Annotated in this window: 20 protein-coding genes; 7 read left to right on the top strand and 13 right to left on the bottom strand. The window is 44.9% G+C overall.

Annotation, left to right across the window (positions count from 1 at the left end; genetic code table 11):
• Positions 1-285 precede the first annotated feature (285 nt).
• Positions 286-840 carry a fimbrial protein gene (locus WFN87_RS04090; protein WP_336983058.1) on the top strand — a complete coding sequence of 185 codons (555 nt, stop codon included), beginning with the start codon at positions 286-288 and terminating at the stop codon, positions 838-840.
• Between the two features lie 173 nt (positions 841-1,013).
• Positions 1,014-1,541 (top strand): hypothetical protein, encoded by a 528-nt coding sequence (locus WFN87_RS04085; RefSeq protein WP_336983059.1) that lies wholly within the window; start codon positions 1,014-1,016, stop codon positions 1,539-1,541.
• A 231-nt stretch (positions 1,542-1,772) separates the two neighbouring features.
• Here WFN87_RS04085 and WFN87_RS04080 read toward each other — a convergent pair whose 3' ends face one another.
• The 4 genes from WFN87_RS04080 to WFN87_RS04065 all read right to left on the bottom strand — a co-directional run bounded on the left by WFN87_RS04080 (position 1,773) and on the right by WFN87_RS04065 (position 6,260).
• Positions 1,773-3,383 (bottom strand): MOSC domain-containing protein, encoded by a 1,611-nt coding sequence (locus WFN87_RS04080; RefSeq protein WP_336983060.1) that lies wholly within the window; start codon positions 3,381-3,383, stop codon positions 1,773-1,775.
• Between the two features lie 114 nt (positions 3,384-3,497).
• Positions 3,498-4,259 (bottom strand): AraC family transcriptional regulator, encoded by a 762-nt coding sequence (locus WFN87_RS04075; RefSeq protein WP_336983061.1) that lies wholly within the window; start codon positions 4,257-4,259, stop codon positions 3,498-3,500.
• A 241-nt stretch (positions 4,260-4,500) separates the two neighbouring features.
• Positions 4,501-4,977 carry a WbuC family cupin fold metalloprotein gene (locus WFN87_RS04070; RefSeq protein WP_008454311.1) on the bottom strand — a complete coding sequence of 159 codons (477 nt, stop codon included), beginning with the start codon at positions 4,975-4,977 and terminating at the stop codon, positions 4,501-4,503.
• A gap of 335 nt (positions 4,978-5,312) precedes the next feature.
• Positions 5,313-6,260 (bottom strand): NADP-dependent oxidoreductase, encoded by a 948-nt coding sequence (locus tag WFN87_RS04065; RefSeq protein ID WP_336983062.1) that lies wholly within the window; start codon positions 6,258-6,260, stop codon positions 5,313-5,315.
• Positions 6,261-6,375: 115 nt separating this feature from the next.
• Between WFN87_RS04065 and WFN87_RS04060 the strand changes: the two genes are divergently transcribed.
• Complete coding sequence (locus WFN87_RS04060) at positions 6,376-6,723, top strand: winged helix-turn-helix transcriptional regulator (RefSeq protein ID WP_336983063.1); 348 nt, start codon at positions 6,376-6,378, stop codon at positions 6,721-6,723.
• A 752-nt stretch (positions 6,724-7,475) separates the two neighbouring features.
• Here the strand turns inward: WFN87_RS04060 and WFN87_RS04055 are convergent.
• The 9 genes from WFN87_RS04055 to WFN87_RS04015 form a co-directional block, all read right to left on the bottom strand.
• Positions 7,476-8,066, bottom strand: a complete 591-nt coding sequence (locus WFN87_RS04055; protein ID WP_336983064.1) for a hypothetical protein — start codon at positions 8,064-8,066, stop codon at positions 7,476-7,478.
• A gap of 31 nt (positions 8,067-8,097) precedes the next feature.
• Complete coding sequence (locus WFN87_RS04050; RefSeq protein WP_336983065.1) at positions 8,098-8,868, bottom strand: hypothetical protein; 771 nt, start codon at positions 8,866-8,868, stop codon at positions 8,098-8,100.
• Positions 8,869-9,089: 221 nt separating this feature from the next.
• Entirely contained in the window at positions 9,090-9,431 is a 342-nt protein-coding gene (locus tag WFN87_RS04045) for a TA system toxin CbtA family protein (RefSeq protein ID WP_336983066.1), read from the bottom strand.
• Positions 9,432-9,451: 20 nt separating this feature from the next.
• Positions 9,452-9,778, bottom strand: coding sequence for a type IV toxin-antitoxin system YeeU family antitoxin (locus WFN87_RS04040; RefSeq protein WP_336983067.1), 327 nt, complete (start codon positions 9,776-9,778; stop codon positions 9,452-9,454).
• A 12-nt stretch (positions 9,779-9,790) separates the two neighbouring features.
• Entirely contained in the window at positions 9,791-10,261 is a 471-nt protein-coding gene (gene radC / locus WFN87_RS04035; protein WP_336983068.1) for a RadC family protein, read from the bottom strand.
• 413 nt (positions 10,262-10,674) lie between these two features.
• On the bottom strand, positions 10,675-11,178 hold the full coding sequence (locus WFN87_RS04030; protein WP_286175370.1) for a hypothetical protein: 504 nt from the start codon (positions 11,176-11,178) through the stop codon (positions 10,675-10,677).
• Positions 11,179-11,182: 4 nt separating this feature from the next.
• Positions 11,183-11,734 carry a hypothetical protein gene (locus WFN87_RS04025; protein ID WP_336983069.1) on the bottom strand — a complete coding sequence of 184 codons (552 nt, stop codon included), beginning with the start codon at positions 11,732-11,734 and terminating at the stop codon, positions 11,183-11,185.
• Between the two features lie 300 nt (positions 11,735-12,034).
• Complete coding sequence (locus WFN87_RS04020; protein ID WP_336983070.1) at positions 12,035-12,925, bottom strand: GTPase family protein; 891 nt, start codon at positions 12,923-12,925, stop codon at positions 12,035-12,037.
• A gap of 87 nt (positions 12,926-13,012) precedes the next feature.
• On the bottom strand, positions 13,013-13,831 hold the full coding sequence (locus WFN87_RS04015; RefSeq protein WP_336983071.1) for a hypothetical protein: 819 nt from the start codon (positions 13,829-13,831) through the stop codon (positions 13,013-13,015).
• Between the two features lie 478 nt (positions 13,832-14,309).
• On the opposite strand from WFN87_RS04015, the gene WFN87_RS04010 reads away from it, so the two are divergent.
• The 4 genes from WFN87_RS04010 to WFN87_RS03995 form a co-directional block, all read left to right on the top strand.
• Complete coding sequence (locus WFN87_RS04010) at positions 14,310-14,531, top strand: helix-turn-helix transcriptional regulator (protein WP_336983072.1); 222 nt, start codon at positions 14,310-14,312, stop codon at positions 14,529-14,531.
• A 457-nt stretch (positions 14,532-14,988) separates the two neighbouring features.
• Entirely contained in the window at positions 14,989-15,609 is a 621-nt protein-coding gene (locus WFN87_RS04005) for an inovirus Gp2 family protein (RefSeq protein ID WP_336983073.1), read from the top strand.
• 317 nt (positions 15,610-15,926) lie between these two features.
• The gene (locus WFN87_RS04000) at positions 15,927-16,664 is read left to right on the top strand and encodes a radical SAM protein (RefSeq protein ID WP_336983074.1); all 738 of its coding nucleotides are present in this window, start codon (positions 15,927-15,929) and stop codon (positions 16,662-16,664) included.
• A gap of 33 nt (positions 16,665-16,697) precedes the next feature.
• A partial coding sequence (locus WFN87_RS03995) for a transposase (RefSeq protein WP_150053252.1) occupies positions 16,698-16,893 on the top strand: 196 nt, incomplete at its 3' end.

Raw genomic sequence — 16,893 nt, 5'->3', positions numbered from 1 at the left:
TGACCTTTTTTTATTCTTAGCGATAATAACCCTATCTTCTGCGGGAGGAGCATATCCACCGCGAAGGCGTACAACACCAGGGTTACTATTCGGGAATAAAAATGAAAGCCGTTACTCTCAACATGTACGGCTAAAACGAGACCGGCAAAAATTCTATATTTAAAAAGGTGAGACTGATTATGTATTCAGAATATCAGCCCCGCTGGCCAGTCGTCGTCAGCAACACTTAATCTCTGATTTTTAATTAATAAATGCCACAACACAACGCTTTGTCATCAGGAGTTAATGGTGAATAATAAAACAATATTACTTTCAACGATATTGATTGTCCCTTTTACGCTAAACGCAGCCGGCTCAGGGAGCGTTAACTTCTCGGGTAAAATAAGCTCTTCAACCTGTAATGCCACGATAAACTACGGGGGCACAAATAGTGGGAGCAGTAATGCCACTATTACGCTACCGGTAGTGCAGGCCTCCAGCCTGAGTTCACCCGGCTCTAATACCGGGGAAACCACTTTCACGCTCAGTATTAGTGGATGTGCCGCGCAGGGTACAGTGCGGGCATATTTTGAACAAGGTGCCGCGGTGGATTCAGGCAGTGGCAGACTAAATAATACCGCCACAACTTCAGCCGCCTCGGACGTTCAGCTTGAGCTATTGGATGGCTTGCAAAACTATACCCCGATTTATATCGGTAATATCAACCAGAATAACGCTGGTTTTGCCAACATCGCGGGGGCATCCATAACACTCCCGTATGCGGTTCGATATTATTCTACGGGCACAGCAGGTGCGGGGACGGTAACATCCTCAGTAACCTACCCCATCATTTACAAATAATAATAAGATGTCATTGTAATACTTGAGAGCCCGTTTTTCGGGCTCTATTTTTTTCGTTTTAACCTGAGGGTTCGTGCATCATTTTTCTACAAAAACAATGCATAACACCTTTGTCTTACGCTGTATTACAGCGACTTACACACTAAAAACTAACACAGCGCCCGGTGATTATCATGACAAAATCATTATCGGTTACTTTTCGTGTCCCTGCAGAACTGGTTGAGCCTTTTACGGAAGCAATTAATCAATCCGGCGAAGAGAAAACAGCCTGGCTCATAAGCGCGGTACGACACAAACTGGATAACCCAGCTCAGGCAGTCTTGGTTGAAACGCAGCCCGCGGTTAAGCATATCGTAGACATTTCAACGCCGGCATATAATCATCTAAACGGCCCCCTACTACTCAGCACGATTGAATTAACAGATGGGCTGAATAACAAAGCTGATACAACGCCCACTGTAAGACAGCCCTGTCTTACAGATAACTTACAGACGCAGAAAGACCTTAAATTGAAATGTGCTGAAAAGGCATATGAGATAGCCAAATGGTGTTTATGTGGCTATGCCTGCACGCTAATCATAACTGTTATCGGCAATGTGACTAATGAGAACGTGATTTCAGATACTGTCTTCATCGGGATTACCGCTGCCACAGCTTTAGTTTTACTTTTCGCTATTTTTTTCATTAACAGGAAATCATGATTCGCGCTTACGCATGCGGTCAACCAGGATGAGTACAACGTGATCCAGGGTATTCCCCTTTGTCTCTATCTTCCCAGACCCGGCCATGTCTAACCCCTTGCCTGTCTGTATACTTCTAATCCCACAGTCAGACACAGCGCATACAAAGCTTTAAACAAGCGCTGGCTGATATTTATGCATTTTCCAACACTGTCTTACAGCCGTAAGACAGCGTGTATTCAGGGTAAGATGCTATGGATTCACCTTAGGCAACGAGATAGTCAGCTCAGCCTGCTTCGCCCTGGAAACACAGGGTGTCATACAGCTTTTTCGCTCGCTTTGGCTTAACACCGAATCCCGGTGATCGACTTCGCCGTCATAATCTACCCTGCACTTGCCGCAGACGCCGGTTTCACAGGCCGATTCCAGCTGAATGCCGTGATTTCTGAGCGCATGGAGCATAGTTTCCTGCGGCTCCACCTGAATTTTTTGCCCCGTTTCTCTGACGGTGACGACAAAAGCGCTCTCCCCGCTTTGCTCTTCGGCGGCGAAGTTTTCAAAATGGACATAGTCAGCATGCCAGTGGCTGGCACTCTCTCTCACTCGCTGCACAAAATCGGGGCTTCCGCAGGTATAAACGTGCGTCCCTCTCGCGTGAGTGTCCAGCAGCTGGTTGATGTCCAGCGGGTTATCGAGCGAGTAAATCAGAACATGTTCTACATATTTTTCCAGCTGCGGCCTGAAGGCAAAGCTGCCCACATCACTCACGCAATAGTGAAGCTCAAAGGTTTCTTCCCGGGCCAGGGCTTCCTCTATCATCGGAATAAATGGCGTGATACCAATCCCGGCGGCAATAAAAATATGATGTTTATCCCGGGCCATGCTGAAATAGTTCGCGGGCTCAGAGACCGTTAAAATATCCCCTGGCCTGGCGGTTTGATGTAAATACTGAGAGCCGCCGCGGCTATTCGGGGCGTGATTGACCGCAATATGGTATTCGTTTTCAGCCCATGATTCACACAGGGAATAGGCTCTCGACAGGCCGTTGGGGAGCTGGAGAATAATATGCGCCCCCGCCGAATATTCAGGTAAAGCCCCATCGTCAACGCGGCTCAGAATAAAACGCTTAATCCCTTTAAACTCATCCACAATGTTGATGATGCGCATTTCAAACCCGCCGCTGCGGCCCGACAGCCTTCCTCCCCAATCCTCAACGTCATTATTTTCAATGCGGCGCTGAAAGACGCTTTTGACTTCGTTTCCCAGCGGCTCCAGCTTCGCCAGCTGCCCGGTTACCGCCAGGTTGTCAGTTTCGGTATAGAGGTAGTGCAGTATTTGCGCGATGCTCCACTGCGGCCAGGCACGCACGATCACCTCGATGGGATCGCCGGCATGAATCGTCCCTTCTTTCAGGACGCGGTAAAACCAGCCTGTTTTGCCGTTATCCTGCACAAATCGGGAGAGCGTAGGTTGTTTAAAGCGGTGATTAAGTTTAAAGCAGGGCTGCCTTGGCTGAGTGACCTGGAGGATTGCCGTCCCGGCCCGAACAATATCCCCGACGCACATATTGCTTTCATTCATTCCGCTGGTGACCAGATTTTCACCAAATCCGCCCGGAACAAACAACGAACCGGAACCCGGGAATCGGCTGGCCAGAGAAGCATAATGCGCAGAGTCATAGTGCAGAATTGCCCGCTCTTCCCCGCCATGGAAGGTTTCGGCCTGTTGGTCGCCGCTAAAACCGGTCAGGGTGACCTGAACACTGTTCGTCGGGTGCTTATCAATCCCGGTCTTGACCGAGAATAACTCTTTGACTTCACCTTGCCGTAATTCATCAATGATTGTGCCAGGGTACACGGACATGCCTTTAATGTTGCCGAATTAATTCCCCCAGTGTACTGACTCAGGCGCCGTAAAAATTTAGAACAACTGACTAATAATTGCTAAAAACGGTCAAATGAAATCAGAGGGCGGTCGTCAAGCCTGGCCGATATAGCGCTTCGGAGACTTCCCCAGCGCCTTTTTGAACATGGTGATAAACGCGCTCACGGATTCATAGCCCAGCTGCTCTGAGACGGACTGCACGCTGCCCCCCGCCAGCAAACGCTGAAGCGACACAACGATATGCAGCTGCCGCCGCCACAGGCCAAATGTCAACCCGGTTTCTTTCACCACCAGCCGGGTGAACGTTCTTTCACTCAGGGCAAGAAAAGCGGCCCATTCCCTGGCGGTTCTTCTGTCCGCGGGGTCGACCAGCAGCATGCTCGCCACTTGCCTGAGCCTGGCGTCTTTGGACAGCGGAAAGTTCAGCCGCTCGGCTGGCATTTGCGCCATCATGGAAAACAGCAGATTAATCAGTTGAAGCGTCTGCTCCTGCCCCGCCTCTGCCGGTGATATCCTGGCTAAATGAAGGATCATTTCCCGTATCAGGGGACTGACCGCGAGCGTGCAGCTTTTTTCCGGCATGGCGGCCCGCGACGTTTCAATAAACACAAAGCAGAACGTGGCTGAAGCAGCCGGGGTATTCCTGTGCGGCAGACCGGCGGGGATCCACATGGCAGACTCGCTGGGCACCATCCATATTTCATCCTCCACTTCGCAGGTCATTGACCCTGTCACCGGCATAACCAGCTGGCCGCGCCGATGAGAGTGCAGCGGCACGTCGAATGCTAAATCTGGTGCGGTGAGAAACAGGACATCGATCGGCGCCCCGGACGAGTCAGGGTCAAAATAATCCATATCATTCATATTTCAGGCGCCCATTAAATCCAGTTCGCAGAGATCTTACCCGTTGTTACCGGCCCACCTGGTACTCTGGTTATCATTTTTTTATCAATAAACTCGATGACGTGCCCTGTCCCCACCTTGAGCAACAGGGCCACACGCACCGCAAACACCAAAGTAACGGGCTAAAGCCGTGGTAGACGGCTTTACGTTTATTTCGTGAGGTCAGGAAAGAGGTCGAGAGAGTGCGGGAATATTACAGGGAAAAACCGCCGTCACCCACTTGCGCTACGGCATACCATTTCATCAGCTCAGCCGCTCCCGGCTCGTTTTCAGCGGGTGCCCATGGGGCCATATCTTGTTCAGCTACGGGCTGGTACGCCCCCTGTTTTACCTCAAAAATAACCCCACCTTTATCCAGCGATAACACCGCATGCCAGGTCCCGGCATCCGTCTCCAGCACCTTGCAGTCTTCACCTAACACTGCGCGCTGGGTCACGTTGCCATTCTCATCAAAATGCAATACCAAAAAGCGCCCGCTAAGGGGTGTCAGCAGCTCAAACGTGTGCGGATGGCGGTGAGGGCGAACATAGGTCCCCGGTTCCATAGCAATAGCCAGGCGCTGAACAGGATCGCTCAATTCAGGATGGAGATTACGATTGGCACGTAAGCGAGGGGAGTTTGCAGCCTGCTCGCTTTGTTTTTGTAGATCGCTGAACGTAATTTGTTTCATATTAACCTTTGTGAATGTAGGTCGCTCGCGGCACCGGGAGCCCGGATGCCGCAAGGTTGTATGCTATCTCAACGGACGATTAGCCACGGCATTCGCGGCACAAATCTCTGCCCGGATTATAGACGCTGGGGCTAAAGTCCCATAGCCCCGGAACGGGTCTATTTACAATGCCGCCGGCGTTCCGGCCGAGGTTTGCTTCCGCATGGCGCTGGCTGTCAGTAAAACGCTTTTCATGGGCCATGATAATGAGGCGGGACCTTAACACTTCCTGCCTTATACCTTTTATCAACGAAACCATTTAATTATTAAATTGTTAATTATTGCTACCCAATAAATCAGGTTAATATTACGATTTTCCCTTTTCTACCACCGGACTCCATAATAGTATGGGCCTTAATAATTTCATCAATATGCATGACTTTCTCAACAACAGGAACAATTAATTTTTTTTCAACTGCACTTGCAATTTCTTTTAATCTTTCTGCCGACTGAGTATTGAAGACAAAGTGAACCTCTCCATTTACAGCCCAACCTCCTAATAAATTCTGAGGAATAGATTGATCAACAACAGAGACGATTCTTCCTTTATTCGAAAGCAACCCTAAGCTATTTTGAATTGTATTCCCGCCTACCGTGTCGAGTATAATATCGAATCCATCAAGATGATCTTCAGCTATTTTACAATACAAGTCACAATCTTTGTAATTGTAGCAACTCTGTGCTCCCAGGGAACGGACAAACTCGAAATTACCAGGAGAACAAGTTGTCACGACATGAGCTCCAAAAAGTTTTGCGATTTGAAGGGCATAGACGCCAACACCTCCAGAACCTCCATGAATCAACACCTTATTTCCTTTTACTAATCGTCCTCGTTCCACCAAACATTCCCAGGCAGTTCCTGCGGCTAACGGCAGTGCAGCGGCATCCTGGTGAGATAAGTTTTTAGGTTTAAGTGCAACAATAGATGATTTTTCAACATGGTGTGTAGCGTAGCTTCCCTCGTTGGCAAGAAGCCTTGGTACATAATAAACTTCATCACCAATTTTAAAATTGGTCACATCTGAACCGACCTTCTCTACGACACCAGATATATCCACACCTAAACAAGCTGGAAGGTTAATATCAGCAGAATAATCACCGCGCCTTGTTTGAATATCTACAGGATTAACGGACGTAGCGACTACTTTTATCAGAAGTTCGTCAGCACTAACTTCTGGTGTCGGTAGTGTTACATACTCCATATTTTTTGCCGGGCCAAATTCTCTAATGATAATTGCTTGCATCTTTCCCCCTTTTTTATTAACGCGAAAAGGTGCATCATACATAACAGATTTTAAGTTTGTAAGAACGCAGTTTTATGATACCAAGTATTATAAAGTATACCTTGAGGAATAAATAGTGGACTACAATGCACCGTATGGATGTTCAGTGACAACGACTTTGAAAGTTATCGGCGGCCGTTGGAAGCCCGTGATCCTGTTCCATTTAATGGAAAACGGAGTATGTCGTTTTAATGAACTGAGAAGAATGATTGATGGTATCACACAGAGAATGTTAACTTCACAGTTGAAGGAACTTGTCGAAGATGGAATTATTATCAGAGTTGTTATAGAAAGTTCACCACCTCACGTTGAGTATTCATTAACAAAATATGGCAGTACTTTGGAGAATATTTTAAAAGAAATGCGCGACTGGGGCGCACAACATGCTGAAATAAATAATAATTATCATTCATCTGGTCTTTAAAATGAAAACACATTCATAAGAATGTGTTTAATTACAGCATCAATCTTCGCAGTGAGTTTTGATATTATAAAAATTACTACCTGGCCATTTAAATTGACATCGCAGCAGAATATCTATCTTACAGCCCCAGAAATCATATTTAGTCCTGAACTATTTTGACTTATTATATCAATGCAATGATTTTTCGAAAAATAGCTGAGCTGCATCATTTTTACATGATAAATCGTAATACGCTCAGAATATCGTTTTTATTTCATCAATGATATTTAAAACGCTTGTATAGCGGTCAGTGAAAATGGTTTGCTGCCCCTTACACAGGAAGAGTACCGGCTGATAGCTCAAAACCCGAAAGTTTCAAAAATGTGTGGTGCAAAAAGGGGAGTACTAACATATAGGCTTGAGAAGAATTTGAAATGGTGCGATAATAGGAACATAACACACCCCACATAACCATTGATAAATATAGATATTTTCTTGTTTCATCTTTATAAATGCCCCCTTTTATGCCCCCACCTTGTTTTTCATGCGACTCGATGAGCCTTTCATCGAGTCGTCAATATCATTAATTTCGATAGATATACCTCTACTCATCCAGGTATCTTAGGGCCGTGATTGATTAAGAATAATATTGCTTACGGTACGATACGTCACTTTGTTTACCTATGACGTACACAGTCCTATTTACGACTTTAACATCCAGACTTGTTGAACCATGAACGCACACACAATCATCGAAGCTAGGAAGTAGGTTTCTATTTCGTTAACTCGTGAAAATCGCTGGACATAGTGTCAAGTAGCTGTTTTCGCAGTGTATCAGCATCTTTTTGCCATTTACTGAGTTGTCGAATGAATACCTCACAATCCTCTTGTGTTCGACGCTGATCCTTCAAATCTTTAACCATCTCGCCAGCACGCGTAATCATGAAAAAATCATAAATATCGTTTTGAAGCTTCGGGACAATAGCATCCCATTTTTGCCATTCCTGATAATGATGGAAGCGTAAGCCGTGTTCGCATCTTCGCCCTTTCTCTCTATCTGGAGCTAATTCACTGTTATCTAAAAGGTCTTTGTCTTCAGAAAGTACTTGAATAGGGATCCGAACCTTTGACTGAGTCGGAGTGAGTAATAAAAGCCGGGACTGAACAAGCCCACTAATAAAACCAGCATAATTAATAAGCTGTGATAAGACCTCATCACAATCAGCAGAGAGCTTCTCCAGCCGGTCAACACGGATCTCCAGCTCTTTCTTACGGATTTCACGATTAAGGGTAAACCTGGCAGTAAGCCAAACTGCCAAGAGGGAGGCTGCTGGGGTTAATAGGTCTTTCAATTCAAATGCCATTCTGCTCTCTCATTACATTTTAAGGTATAGTTTACCGTAATTCACTGATGCTAAAGGCATTCAAGTTTCTCAGCACATCCCTTGTGTACCATGATAGGTCCTCTTTCCCCAAGATGTTGCTAACAACATCTTCTTTAAAAGGGATCTCTAGCAGGAACGAAGCTGGCTTCTCAAGATTTAGTCCAATAAGTTGACCACTGCTAGCCCAATGCGCTTCTAGCCGGACATTCAGGTTTTGCCACTCAACATCTCGGCGGGTTCTGTCTTTTTTAAGCGAATAAAAAAATGCAGACTTGCCATTAGGTGTTGGATGATTGTCCATCAGCATTAAAAGAAGAGGGATGCCCCATTCCGGGAGATAGCTATAGCGCCAGATCCCAAAACTATCAGCGATCCTGACCAAACGGATGAAGGACTTTTGATCAAGTTTTCCTTCGCCTCCACGTAGCGACCTACAAACTATCCATGCTCGACAAAGGCTATCAAATTGCATGAATTGATTTCGGCGAGATGCAGCGATTTTTGTTGATACTGTCTTGTCATTCCCGGAAAGACCTGTGAAACGTTGAGATCTAGACCCCAGAGGGCAAAACTCTCCGTTTTCTGGCGGTGCTGAATGAGAGAATCTGGGGATATAGTCGGGGTTGGGAGTGACTAAACCACTATCATGAACTTGCTCGCCACAAGCGATACAGTGTAATGAAGGGTACCTATCTCGAGAAATTCCTTTTACCTTTTGTGCAAATTTTTCAATATAGATTTCAACCCAACAGCCTTTCTCCAGAATTTCTGCTTTATCCATAATGTATTTTATTAAATATTGTTGATATGAAGGAAGTACGTCAGAATTGCAGTTTAAAAAAGAAGCAGCAAGCAATTTTTCTTATCTATACAGTGATGCGATTTTTGTTCATGGCTAACCTCCACTAATTGTGTTTAACGCAAATGCGCCCACCGTAACTAGTTGGGGCATTTGCAATTAGTAAAATAGGGGCTGTAAATCACAAACACTGCTCGCAAGTTTCAGGGGATCGAAGGAGGAAGGTTTTGCCGCAGCAGGCCGATTGCCTGTCTCGCCCGCAAAATATCTACCGCCAAAAGGTAAGGTGACTGCTCCTGACAGTTAAATCCTCTGCGATCGATACGGACCAGTTGGTACTTTTCCACCAGAAAGTTAACGGCATTAGCCAGAGTGATACCGGCATCGATATGTTCCTGTATGACGGTTTCATCACAAAACGTCGTATCGCTCAGGGTTAGACCATAGTATTGCTCCAGCAGGTGTGTCAGTAACATTTGCCAGACTGCAACGGGCGACAGACAAGGCTTCGCCGCCCGCGAAATTGTAGCAGATAGATTTTTCATGTTTGCTCTCGTGAAATTTGTTAGCGTTGAGTGGGATAAATGGCGATGTATACGTAGCCGCAACTACCAAGGGTATCGGCTTCGCAGGTGAAACCGTTGTGGTACAGGGTGACACAGTGGGCATGGCGAGGATTCATTTCACCAGTGGTCAACATCGATTCCATCTGACTGATAAAATGCGGGAATGCCATATCTAACTTACGACTATCAACGTCACTGAATTTACCGGTAATGCTCGCCCGGTCAGCCAAATAGTGCAGCCGCTTACCTTCCTGAACCAGTCTTGCACCAAAGCGTGGGGTGATATCACTTTGTAGTCCCCATTCATGGGACGGTGCTGATGGCATAAAAACCTCCGTTTAAAGCAAACCCCGCTCAGCAAAAGACACTACATCATTCCCAACCACAAGGTGATCCAGCACCCGCACGTCTACCAGTGCCAGCGCTTTCACTATCCGCTGAGTGATGTGTTTATCCTGCTGGCTGATTTCTGCCGAACCCGAGGGGTGGTTATGGGCCAGGATGACCGCAGCAGCGTTATGCCTCAGGGCCGATTTAACCACTTCTCGGGGATGGACTTCGATATGGCTGAGTGTGCCGGTAAACAGTAGTTCCCGCTCAAGCAAACGATGCTGGTTGTCGAGATACATCACGATAAAAACTTCACGCTCCTGATGAGCGAGCTGTAGCTGAAGCCAGGTTTTGGTGAAGCAGGTGGAGAGAAACTGTTCACCCGGTTGCCGGTGGTATTTCTCCAGTAATCGCAACGCACGCCGGATCACCCGCTGTTCGTTTGCGGGAAATACAGAGGGCAGATTTAATACAAACATAATTGTTCCTTAAGATAAAAAGTCCCTTTGGTTTCCTGACAAGGCCTGAAGGATGACAAAAAGAACCATAAAACAAGCTGTGGCATGTTCTAAGCCATTCCCCAAAGGACACGACTGAGCTTCACACTGCCATCGATACCTTTCACTGTGGTACATGGGCACATTTACCTTCAATCGTTGGGAAAACGCCTTATCGGGCAGAAAAGAAAAAGGGCTGTTCCTCCCTCAGGAGGAACAGCCCTTTCAGTACAGTGAAACATGGCAGATAAAGATGAGAATTTGCTTTTAGTTCAGATTTTAATGCACGTTTTACTCCAGCTAACTTTCGCAGATATATTCAGTCAGCCCACACACTTAAAATGCCCGATACACAAAAACAAGCATCATGAGCCAGAGATCAGCGGAATAAATTATCAAAGGCTGTTTGACTCTTTGACCCCATCCTCTGCAAGCGAATGACTAATATTGTTCGCCACCGTAGCAGGGTCCAATTTAATTTCGGCCAGAAGCTTGCCAGTCTCCGGTGTACCTTTATACACGTAGAGCGATGCCAGTGGCTCACCGGAGTCATTCGTTCCTGCCGAAATCTGGTAACTGGTATCACCATTTTTGACCGTAAAATCCTGAATACTTATCGCCTGATTGCTCTGATAGGCATATGAAGTATTTGCAACCGGCACAGTGATATCCATCTCTTTGCTTTTTGCACCCGTTTTTCCGAAGGAATATGAGACTGATGGAGCAACAATGCAAATTTCGACTTCTTTTTTATGGTTTGCTGTCTGAGCGTAAAATACAGGTTTTGCACAACGCTGGCGAAGTGCATCCGATGTGGCCGCATGTGTAGCTGATGTAGTAATGCATAAAGCTACAGCACTCAATGCCAGGCTGCGGGTAATTGTATTAACTATACTCATTTTTTCACTCCCCTGTTTCCGGTAATACGACATAAATCTTTCTGCCCCTGACCTCAATTGTCACAGGCTCCTTAACACCCGTATTCATTAACGCCTGTGCCTGCCAAAAACGCCCCTGAACCTCTTCTTTCATATCAGTGATCCGAATACAGCGTTCATCAATCCCCTCGTCCTGCATGATTTTGGTCACAACCGTACAGGCACTTTGAGCCAGATGTTCAGTCCCCGACTGCCGGTTGAACAGGTATATCACCACTAAAGACAGAACTGTACATAACAACCAGACCTGCATCAGTCGCCAAGGTTTATCCTGCATCTGATCGCGCTGGCGTAGATATACTGCCGGAAACCAGAACCAGAGAAATGAGGGCGGCACAATCCCCTGTTTCATCTGATTAACCCGGTCAAAAAATACCCAGACCAGAGCCAGAACCATATAAATAATAAGAGCTACATTCTGAGGGAAATTCAGGTACAACACGACCCAGAGCGCCGGAAGTACAATTGCCAGACACCACGCGAAAAGATCCTGGCGTAATAATGGATACGATTTCATTGATGAGTCTCCTGACGAAAGTAAATGTCAGGCAGCCAGAGTATAAAACGAAACATAGAATATTCCTTTATAAACAGTGAATAATTGAAGCTAACAACAGAGAAAAAACAGATATGCAGCGCAGATCGTACTGGCTAATCGGAGAGTGGGATAATTGTTAATTCAGATCGATACACGGAAATTGATCGCCCACATCTATCAATGAAATCGATCAATATTTAATTTTTAATAGCCACCGGCTATTTAATGGCGTGATTTTGATCGTTAAAACAGATCAAACAGGCATTAAAAAAGGACACATTAGAAGAAGAAATGCCAGACTGTGCGGATAGCTGACAGGACATGCCTGCGAAGCAGCCGCAGATGTCGTGCCAGTTTTCCAGGTATCTGCGCTACCGCCATAGCCTCATCAAACACCTCACCCGTGGCACGGACGAAGCTATCCCTTGCTGTCTCCCGAACGCGTTCTGTGCGTAACTCCGGGGCAAGATGTCGGGATACTGCACTACTGCTGTTCGCCGGTAATGCATGAATCAGTGCTTCCACCCACAGTTCAAGATTGTAGTTTTCCATTGCTGATACGGCGATAACAGGATGGACTAACGCAAACAGAGTTTCAGCTAGCTCAGCTTTGGCACAGAGATTGGCAAACTGGTGGGAAGAAGGGTGATGCTTTATACCGTCCCATTCGCGGCATGGCTCCATTTTATCTGCCTGGGTAAGGACAAACAGAAAACGTTCCGGAGCGGCCCCTGAGTTGATTAATTCGCGATAACACCGCAAGTCATCTTTCCAGGCCCGCTCGTCTGCTTTAAGCGCCCATACAATCAGGTCGAGCCTCGGGGCCCACGTCTGGTAGAGACGTCGGTATACGCTGTCGAGTTCTGGAGTTTCAGCAATACCGGGAAAATCAGCAAGATGGAGGGAGTGGGAGCCACGACAAACCCGGTAGCGCTGCACATCTCGCGTTCCTCCTCCGACGGCACTAACAAGAGCTGGCGGTGGGCTGAACAGGGTATTACACAAGCTGGATTTACCTGCACCTGATTTTCCCATAATGCCAATGACGGGTTCGTAATGAACACAGCTGAGTACGCGCTCAATCATTACTTCCGAAAGAATACCAGGGAGACAGCACAGCGATTGCTTAAGGGCATCCGGGATTTGCCCTGAGGGGAATTTATCTGACACATTAACCTCCGTGAATACAATAGAAAAGCGGCAGAATTATTCGCTGCCGCATTCACGTAGGTAATATTGATCTGTAATTTTTTACAGCTAAAAATTACAATCCAGTGTTTTTTTAAAGTATCTTTCTTTCTGTGACTTATTCATTTTTTTAAATTTCACTCTGTCCTGGCTAAAGTTAATGTCTACACCTATGATCACAGATTGAGATTTTTTTTCTAATGGAAATTTTATGGCTGTTTTTCGCACAGGGATAAAAAAGGCGCCAGCAGTATACCCCATTTTTTGTTCAGCGACCTGACACAGTCCCTTTAATTTATTTTCATTGGGGTTGGAAATACCTGCGAACTTTATATATGTGATGTTTTCAAAATCATACCTACCACCCCACCGCTCCCATTCGCTCCTATTAACACGAATGAGTCCGATGGTTGCACTGAAATTCCCCTGAACATACTCATCTGTTTTTATTTCATCGCTATAAAAACAAGTAATCCTTGATTTTATTACTATAAAAAAACATTCAGAATCAATTAAGTTAGACCTCCTCACTATAGACATACTATTGATATCCTTTTCAATTACCATATCAATTTCCCGCATTACCCCTTTGTGTTTCACTCTCTTTTGCGCAACTTTATTTTCTTTTACAGAATAAATAGATGTGAAAGATATCACTCCATTAATCTCACGCCACAAAACACTCGTATATTGAGGATGCATCGTCACCACACCAGAATCATCATGATTTAATTCAATGACAACATTTTTTTCTCGTTCTTTTGTGACAAGTGAATACATATACTGAGATATGCTTCCCTTCCCATTTGTTTTTTCTTCTCTATTCTTAAGAAACTGCTCTGTTTCACTATCTGAATAATACATCGTTGCTTTGAATTTATAGCCCATACATCCCTCCTACTGTATAGATCCTCAGGCAAAACCAACTACTCCCACTCCCAAATAAGAGTCTCAGTACTTCTGGCAGATTACAATCTAAACATACAGAAGTAACCTACCATTTATTATCATAACAAACATAAAAAAGTGACCTACTTTTTATTTTTAATATAAAAATCAATAAATTAAAATACAAACAAAAGAGTGCAGTAAAATAAAACTGGAAGATCAATATTAGTTTTTTTCATTTTTATGGCTCCATTCAAGGTGCAGAGGTTATTGCCAGCATCAAGCCAGATGAAGCCAATGCCTGTCCTCAAAACTACTCTTACGACCCCAAAAAAATGATAGCACCAGGCATCTGATGGTGCTTAAAAATCAGGAACAATATTTAAATATTTACCTGACCTTCCATCTCTTGAGGAAGGCTACTTTAAATACCTGACGCAGCCATTCCTCCTTCACATCACGTAAAGGAGATATCACCATGAGCACATCATCAGCCTTGTTAAGCGATCAACTTGTCGATATGGCATTCATTACTGCATACACCGAAATGACAGACAAGTGGTTTTATAAACTCATTAGTCAGGGGAAATTTCCAAAGCCAATTAAACTGGGACGAAGTTCCCGCTGGCTCAAGAGCGAAGTAGAAGCATGGATGCACCAGATTATTGCAGACTCACGTAATAGATCAGAATGTATGTAAAAACATCATATTCATCAGTACTAACCCTGGAGTAAAAAACACATCCACTAATAACGATAAGACATATCCCATAAGGCTTTTCAATATAACACTCATTAATTTTGGTACAGTATATATATTAAATATGCATCTACTAAACACATTAACAAAGAAAGTCTGATTTAAAAATAATCAGACTAAGCATACTGAACACATTGAAAGAAACATAGTTATTATAGGGTAACAGATTAGTAGATAGTTAAATTCATAAAAGACAAAAACCATCTCTAACTATCAGGGCATTTTTATTACCAATAGATAAACACGGTTCCAATCAGCTGCATATTTACAGCCAGAACTAATATCACAGATATACGGCATTGCTACTTTTTCATCACATTAAAGCTGATTCATCGTTTCCATTTGCTCTTAGAAAAAATCATCTCACAACTGAAATATACCAACAGGAGAAATTCCCATGACTAGTAGTCATTTCGGAGAGCTTAACGCTGATTATATGAAAAATATTAGCAAAGTCATTAACAACGCGACCGGAGAACATATCAGAACATCGGTTTTCACCTTCGTACTCAGACTTCCCGATTACTACGATAAAGGCGACAGTATTGCCTGTACTCCTGACCTGAGGCCAGGGTTAATGGAACGCTTTCAGGGGGCTTTCAGAGCCCGCATAACAGCCCATCAGCAAAGACGTAAGCGGGAGAAATTGCAGGTGTGTCCGACGAATACAAGACACGTCTGGGTGCGAGAGGTAGGGACCAGTGGTAAATCTCATTATCATGCCGCCATATTTGTTAATAAAGACACCTTTAATGGCTTAGGGAACTATTCAGAAGAGGACCATAATTTAGGAAGTTACATTAGTGAGGCTTGGTTAAGTGCTTTAGGCCTACTCGATTTCCCTGAGTACAGAACGCTGGTTGCCTTCAACAACACGCCACACTATCTGGAGAGTCTTAGGGTGGACCGCTTTGGGCAACAGTATCTAGGATTATGGCGCCACCTGAGCTATTTCGCCAAAGAACACACCAAAGTTTACAGCAAAGAAGAGCGTTCATTCGGGTGCAGTGTCAGATAAATGAGTACATGTAGTGCAGGGAATTTCTCTTATAGTAATGGAGATTCTGGCAGGATAATGAGTGGTGGCCAGATTCTATCTGGTCATTATATATATCCACCCAATCGCTCAACTTAACATTACACTTAACTATTTCATCCCTATTGATTACGTATATTACTAATATCCGCTTCTAATACACAACTTTCAGAATTGAGAAATATGATGTCTTGTGCAAGCGAAAAGCAGATCTTACTCAATCCTTTTAAAAAAATTTCTCGTTATAATGTTAAGCACTATTACTTTTGTGGATTTTAATCAGCGGGGAATTTTGTGTTATGAAGTCCAGAATCGGGCCAAACGGAGTGCATTTCTTCGATCGAAATACAGGTTTGAATATCCTCTTAGACGAATTGCATCCTCAGGAAACGGTTTGGTCGATATCTCCCCGACAAGTTTCAGTAGCACTCACCAATCTGTGTGATCTCCACTGTACGCATTGTTTTGCCCCCAAACACAAGGCATTGCTGCACACTGAGCAAGTGTTGTGTTGGTTGAAAGAATTGGATACTGAAGGATGCCTCGGCATTGGATTTGGCGGAGGGGAGCCAACGCTCCATCCAGATTTTATCGAAATATCCAAACGGGCTGCGGGAGAAACTCAACTTGCCGTGACATTCACGACTCATGGTCATCGTTTGACGCAACAATTAGTTAAAAAAATCAAAGGTTCGATTCACTTCGCGCGTATTAGCGTTGACGGGATAGGCCGTACCTATGAAGAACTGCGCGGAAAACCGTTTACCAACTTACTCAGGGGAATTGAATCGATTGCAACATTGTCGCCCTTTGGAGTCAACGTCGTTATAAACGAACGAACAGTCTTTGAGCTTGATGCAGTAACTGAACTGGCGCAGCAGTTTGGAGCTACTGAATTGCTATTGTTGCCTCAGCAAGCAACTAACGCAGTCGCAAGTATGGATGAAGTGGTTGGCCGAGAACTTAAGAACTGGGTCTCCAACTATAGAGGACAGGTTCTGACCTGCTCCCCATTGATTAATACACCGCGATGTTAGTAATGTCTTCATAAGCCACATGAGGACATTCCCATGAAGAAGCGTTTTTCCGACGAACAGATCATCAGTATCCTCCGCGAGGCTGAAGCCGGGGTTTCTGCCCGTGAGCTCTGCCGTAAGCACGCCATTTCCGACGCCACCTTTTACACCTGGCGTAAGAAGTATGGCGGTATGGAGGTGCCCGAGGTTAAGCGCCTGAAGTCGCTTGAGGAAGAGAACGCCAGGCTCA

The organism is Cedecea sp. AS113, from assembly GCF_037152415.1.
Lineage (GTDB): Bacteria > Pseudomonadota > Gammaproteobacteria > Enterobacterales > Enterobacteriaceae > Cedecea.
This window is presented reverse-complemented; position numbering and strand designations above follow the sequence as displayed.

Coding starts and splice junctions, on each gene's coding strand:
- WFN87_RS04090 (WP_336983058.1), top strand. CDS start 286: ATGGTGAATAATAAAACAATATTACTTTCAACGATATTGATTGTCCCT.
- WFN87_RS04085 (WP_336983059.1), top strand. CDS start 1,014: ATGACAAAATCATTATCGGTTACTTTTCGTGTCCCTGCAGAACTGGTT.
- WFN87_RS04080 (WP_336983060.1), bottom strand. CDS start 3,383: ATGTCCGTGTACCCTGGCACAATCATTGATGAATTACGGCAAGGTGAA.
- WFN87_RS04075 (WP_336983061.1), bottom strand. CDS start 4,259: ATGGATTATTTTGACCCTGACTCGTCCGGGGCGCCGATCGATGTCCTG.
- WFN87_RS04070 (WP_008454311.1), bottom strand. CDS start 4,977: ATGAAACAAATTACGTTCAGCGATCTACAAAAACAAAGCGAGCAGGCT.
- WFN87_RS04065 (WP_336983062.1), bottom strand. CDS start 6,260: ATGCAAGCAATTATCATTAGAGAATTTGGCCCGGCAAAAAATATGGAG.
- WFN87_RS04055 (WP_336983064.1), bottom strand. CDS start 8,066: ATGGCATTTGAATTGAAAGACCTATTAACCCCAGCAGCCTCCCTCTTG.
- WFN87_RS04050 (WP_336983065.1), bottom strand. CDS start 8,868: ATGGATAAAGCAGAAATTCTGGAGAAAGGCTGTTGGGTTGAAATCTAT.
- WFN87_RS04045 (WP_336983066.1), bottom strand. CDS start 9,431: ATGAAAAATCTATCTGCTACAATTTCGCGGGCGGCGAAGCCTTGTCTG.
- WFN87_RS04040 (WP_336983067.1), bottom strand. CDS start 9,778: ATGCCATCAGCACCGTCCCATGAATGGGGACTACAAAGTGATATCACC.
- radC (WP_336983068.1), bottom strand. CDS start 10,261: ATGTTTGTATTAAATCTGCCCTCTGTATTTCCCGCAAACGAACAGCGG.
- WFN87_RS04030 (WP_286175370.1), bottom strand. CDS start 11,178: ATGAGTATAGTTAATACAATTACCCGCAGCCTGGCATTGAGTGCTGTA.
- WFN87_RS04025 (WP_336983069.1), bottom strand. CDS start 11,734: ATGAAATCGTATCCATTATTACGCCAGGATCTTTTCGCGTGGTGTCTG.
- WFN87_RS04015 (WP_336983071.1), bottom strand. CDS start 13,831: ATGGGCTATAAATTCAAAGCAACGATGTATTATTCAGATAGTGAAACA.
- WFN87_RS04010 (WP_336983072.1), top strand. CDS start 14,310: ATGAGCACATCATCAGCCTTGTTAAGCGATCAACTTGTCGATATGGCA.
- WFN87_RS04005 (WP_336983073.1), top strand. CDS start 14,989: ATGACTAGTAGTCATTTCGGAGAGCTTAACGCTGATTATATGAAAAAT.
- WFN87_RS04000 (WP_336983074.1), top strand. CDS start 15,927: ATGAAGTCCAGAATCGGGCCAAACGGAGTGCATTTCTTCGATCGAAAT.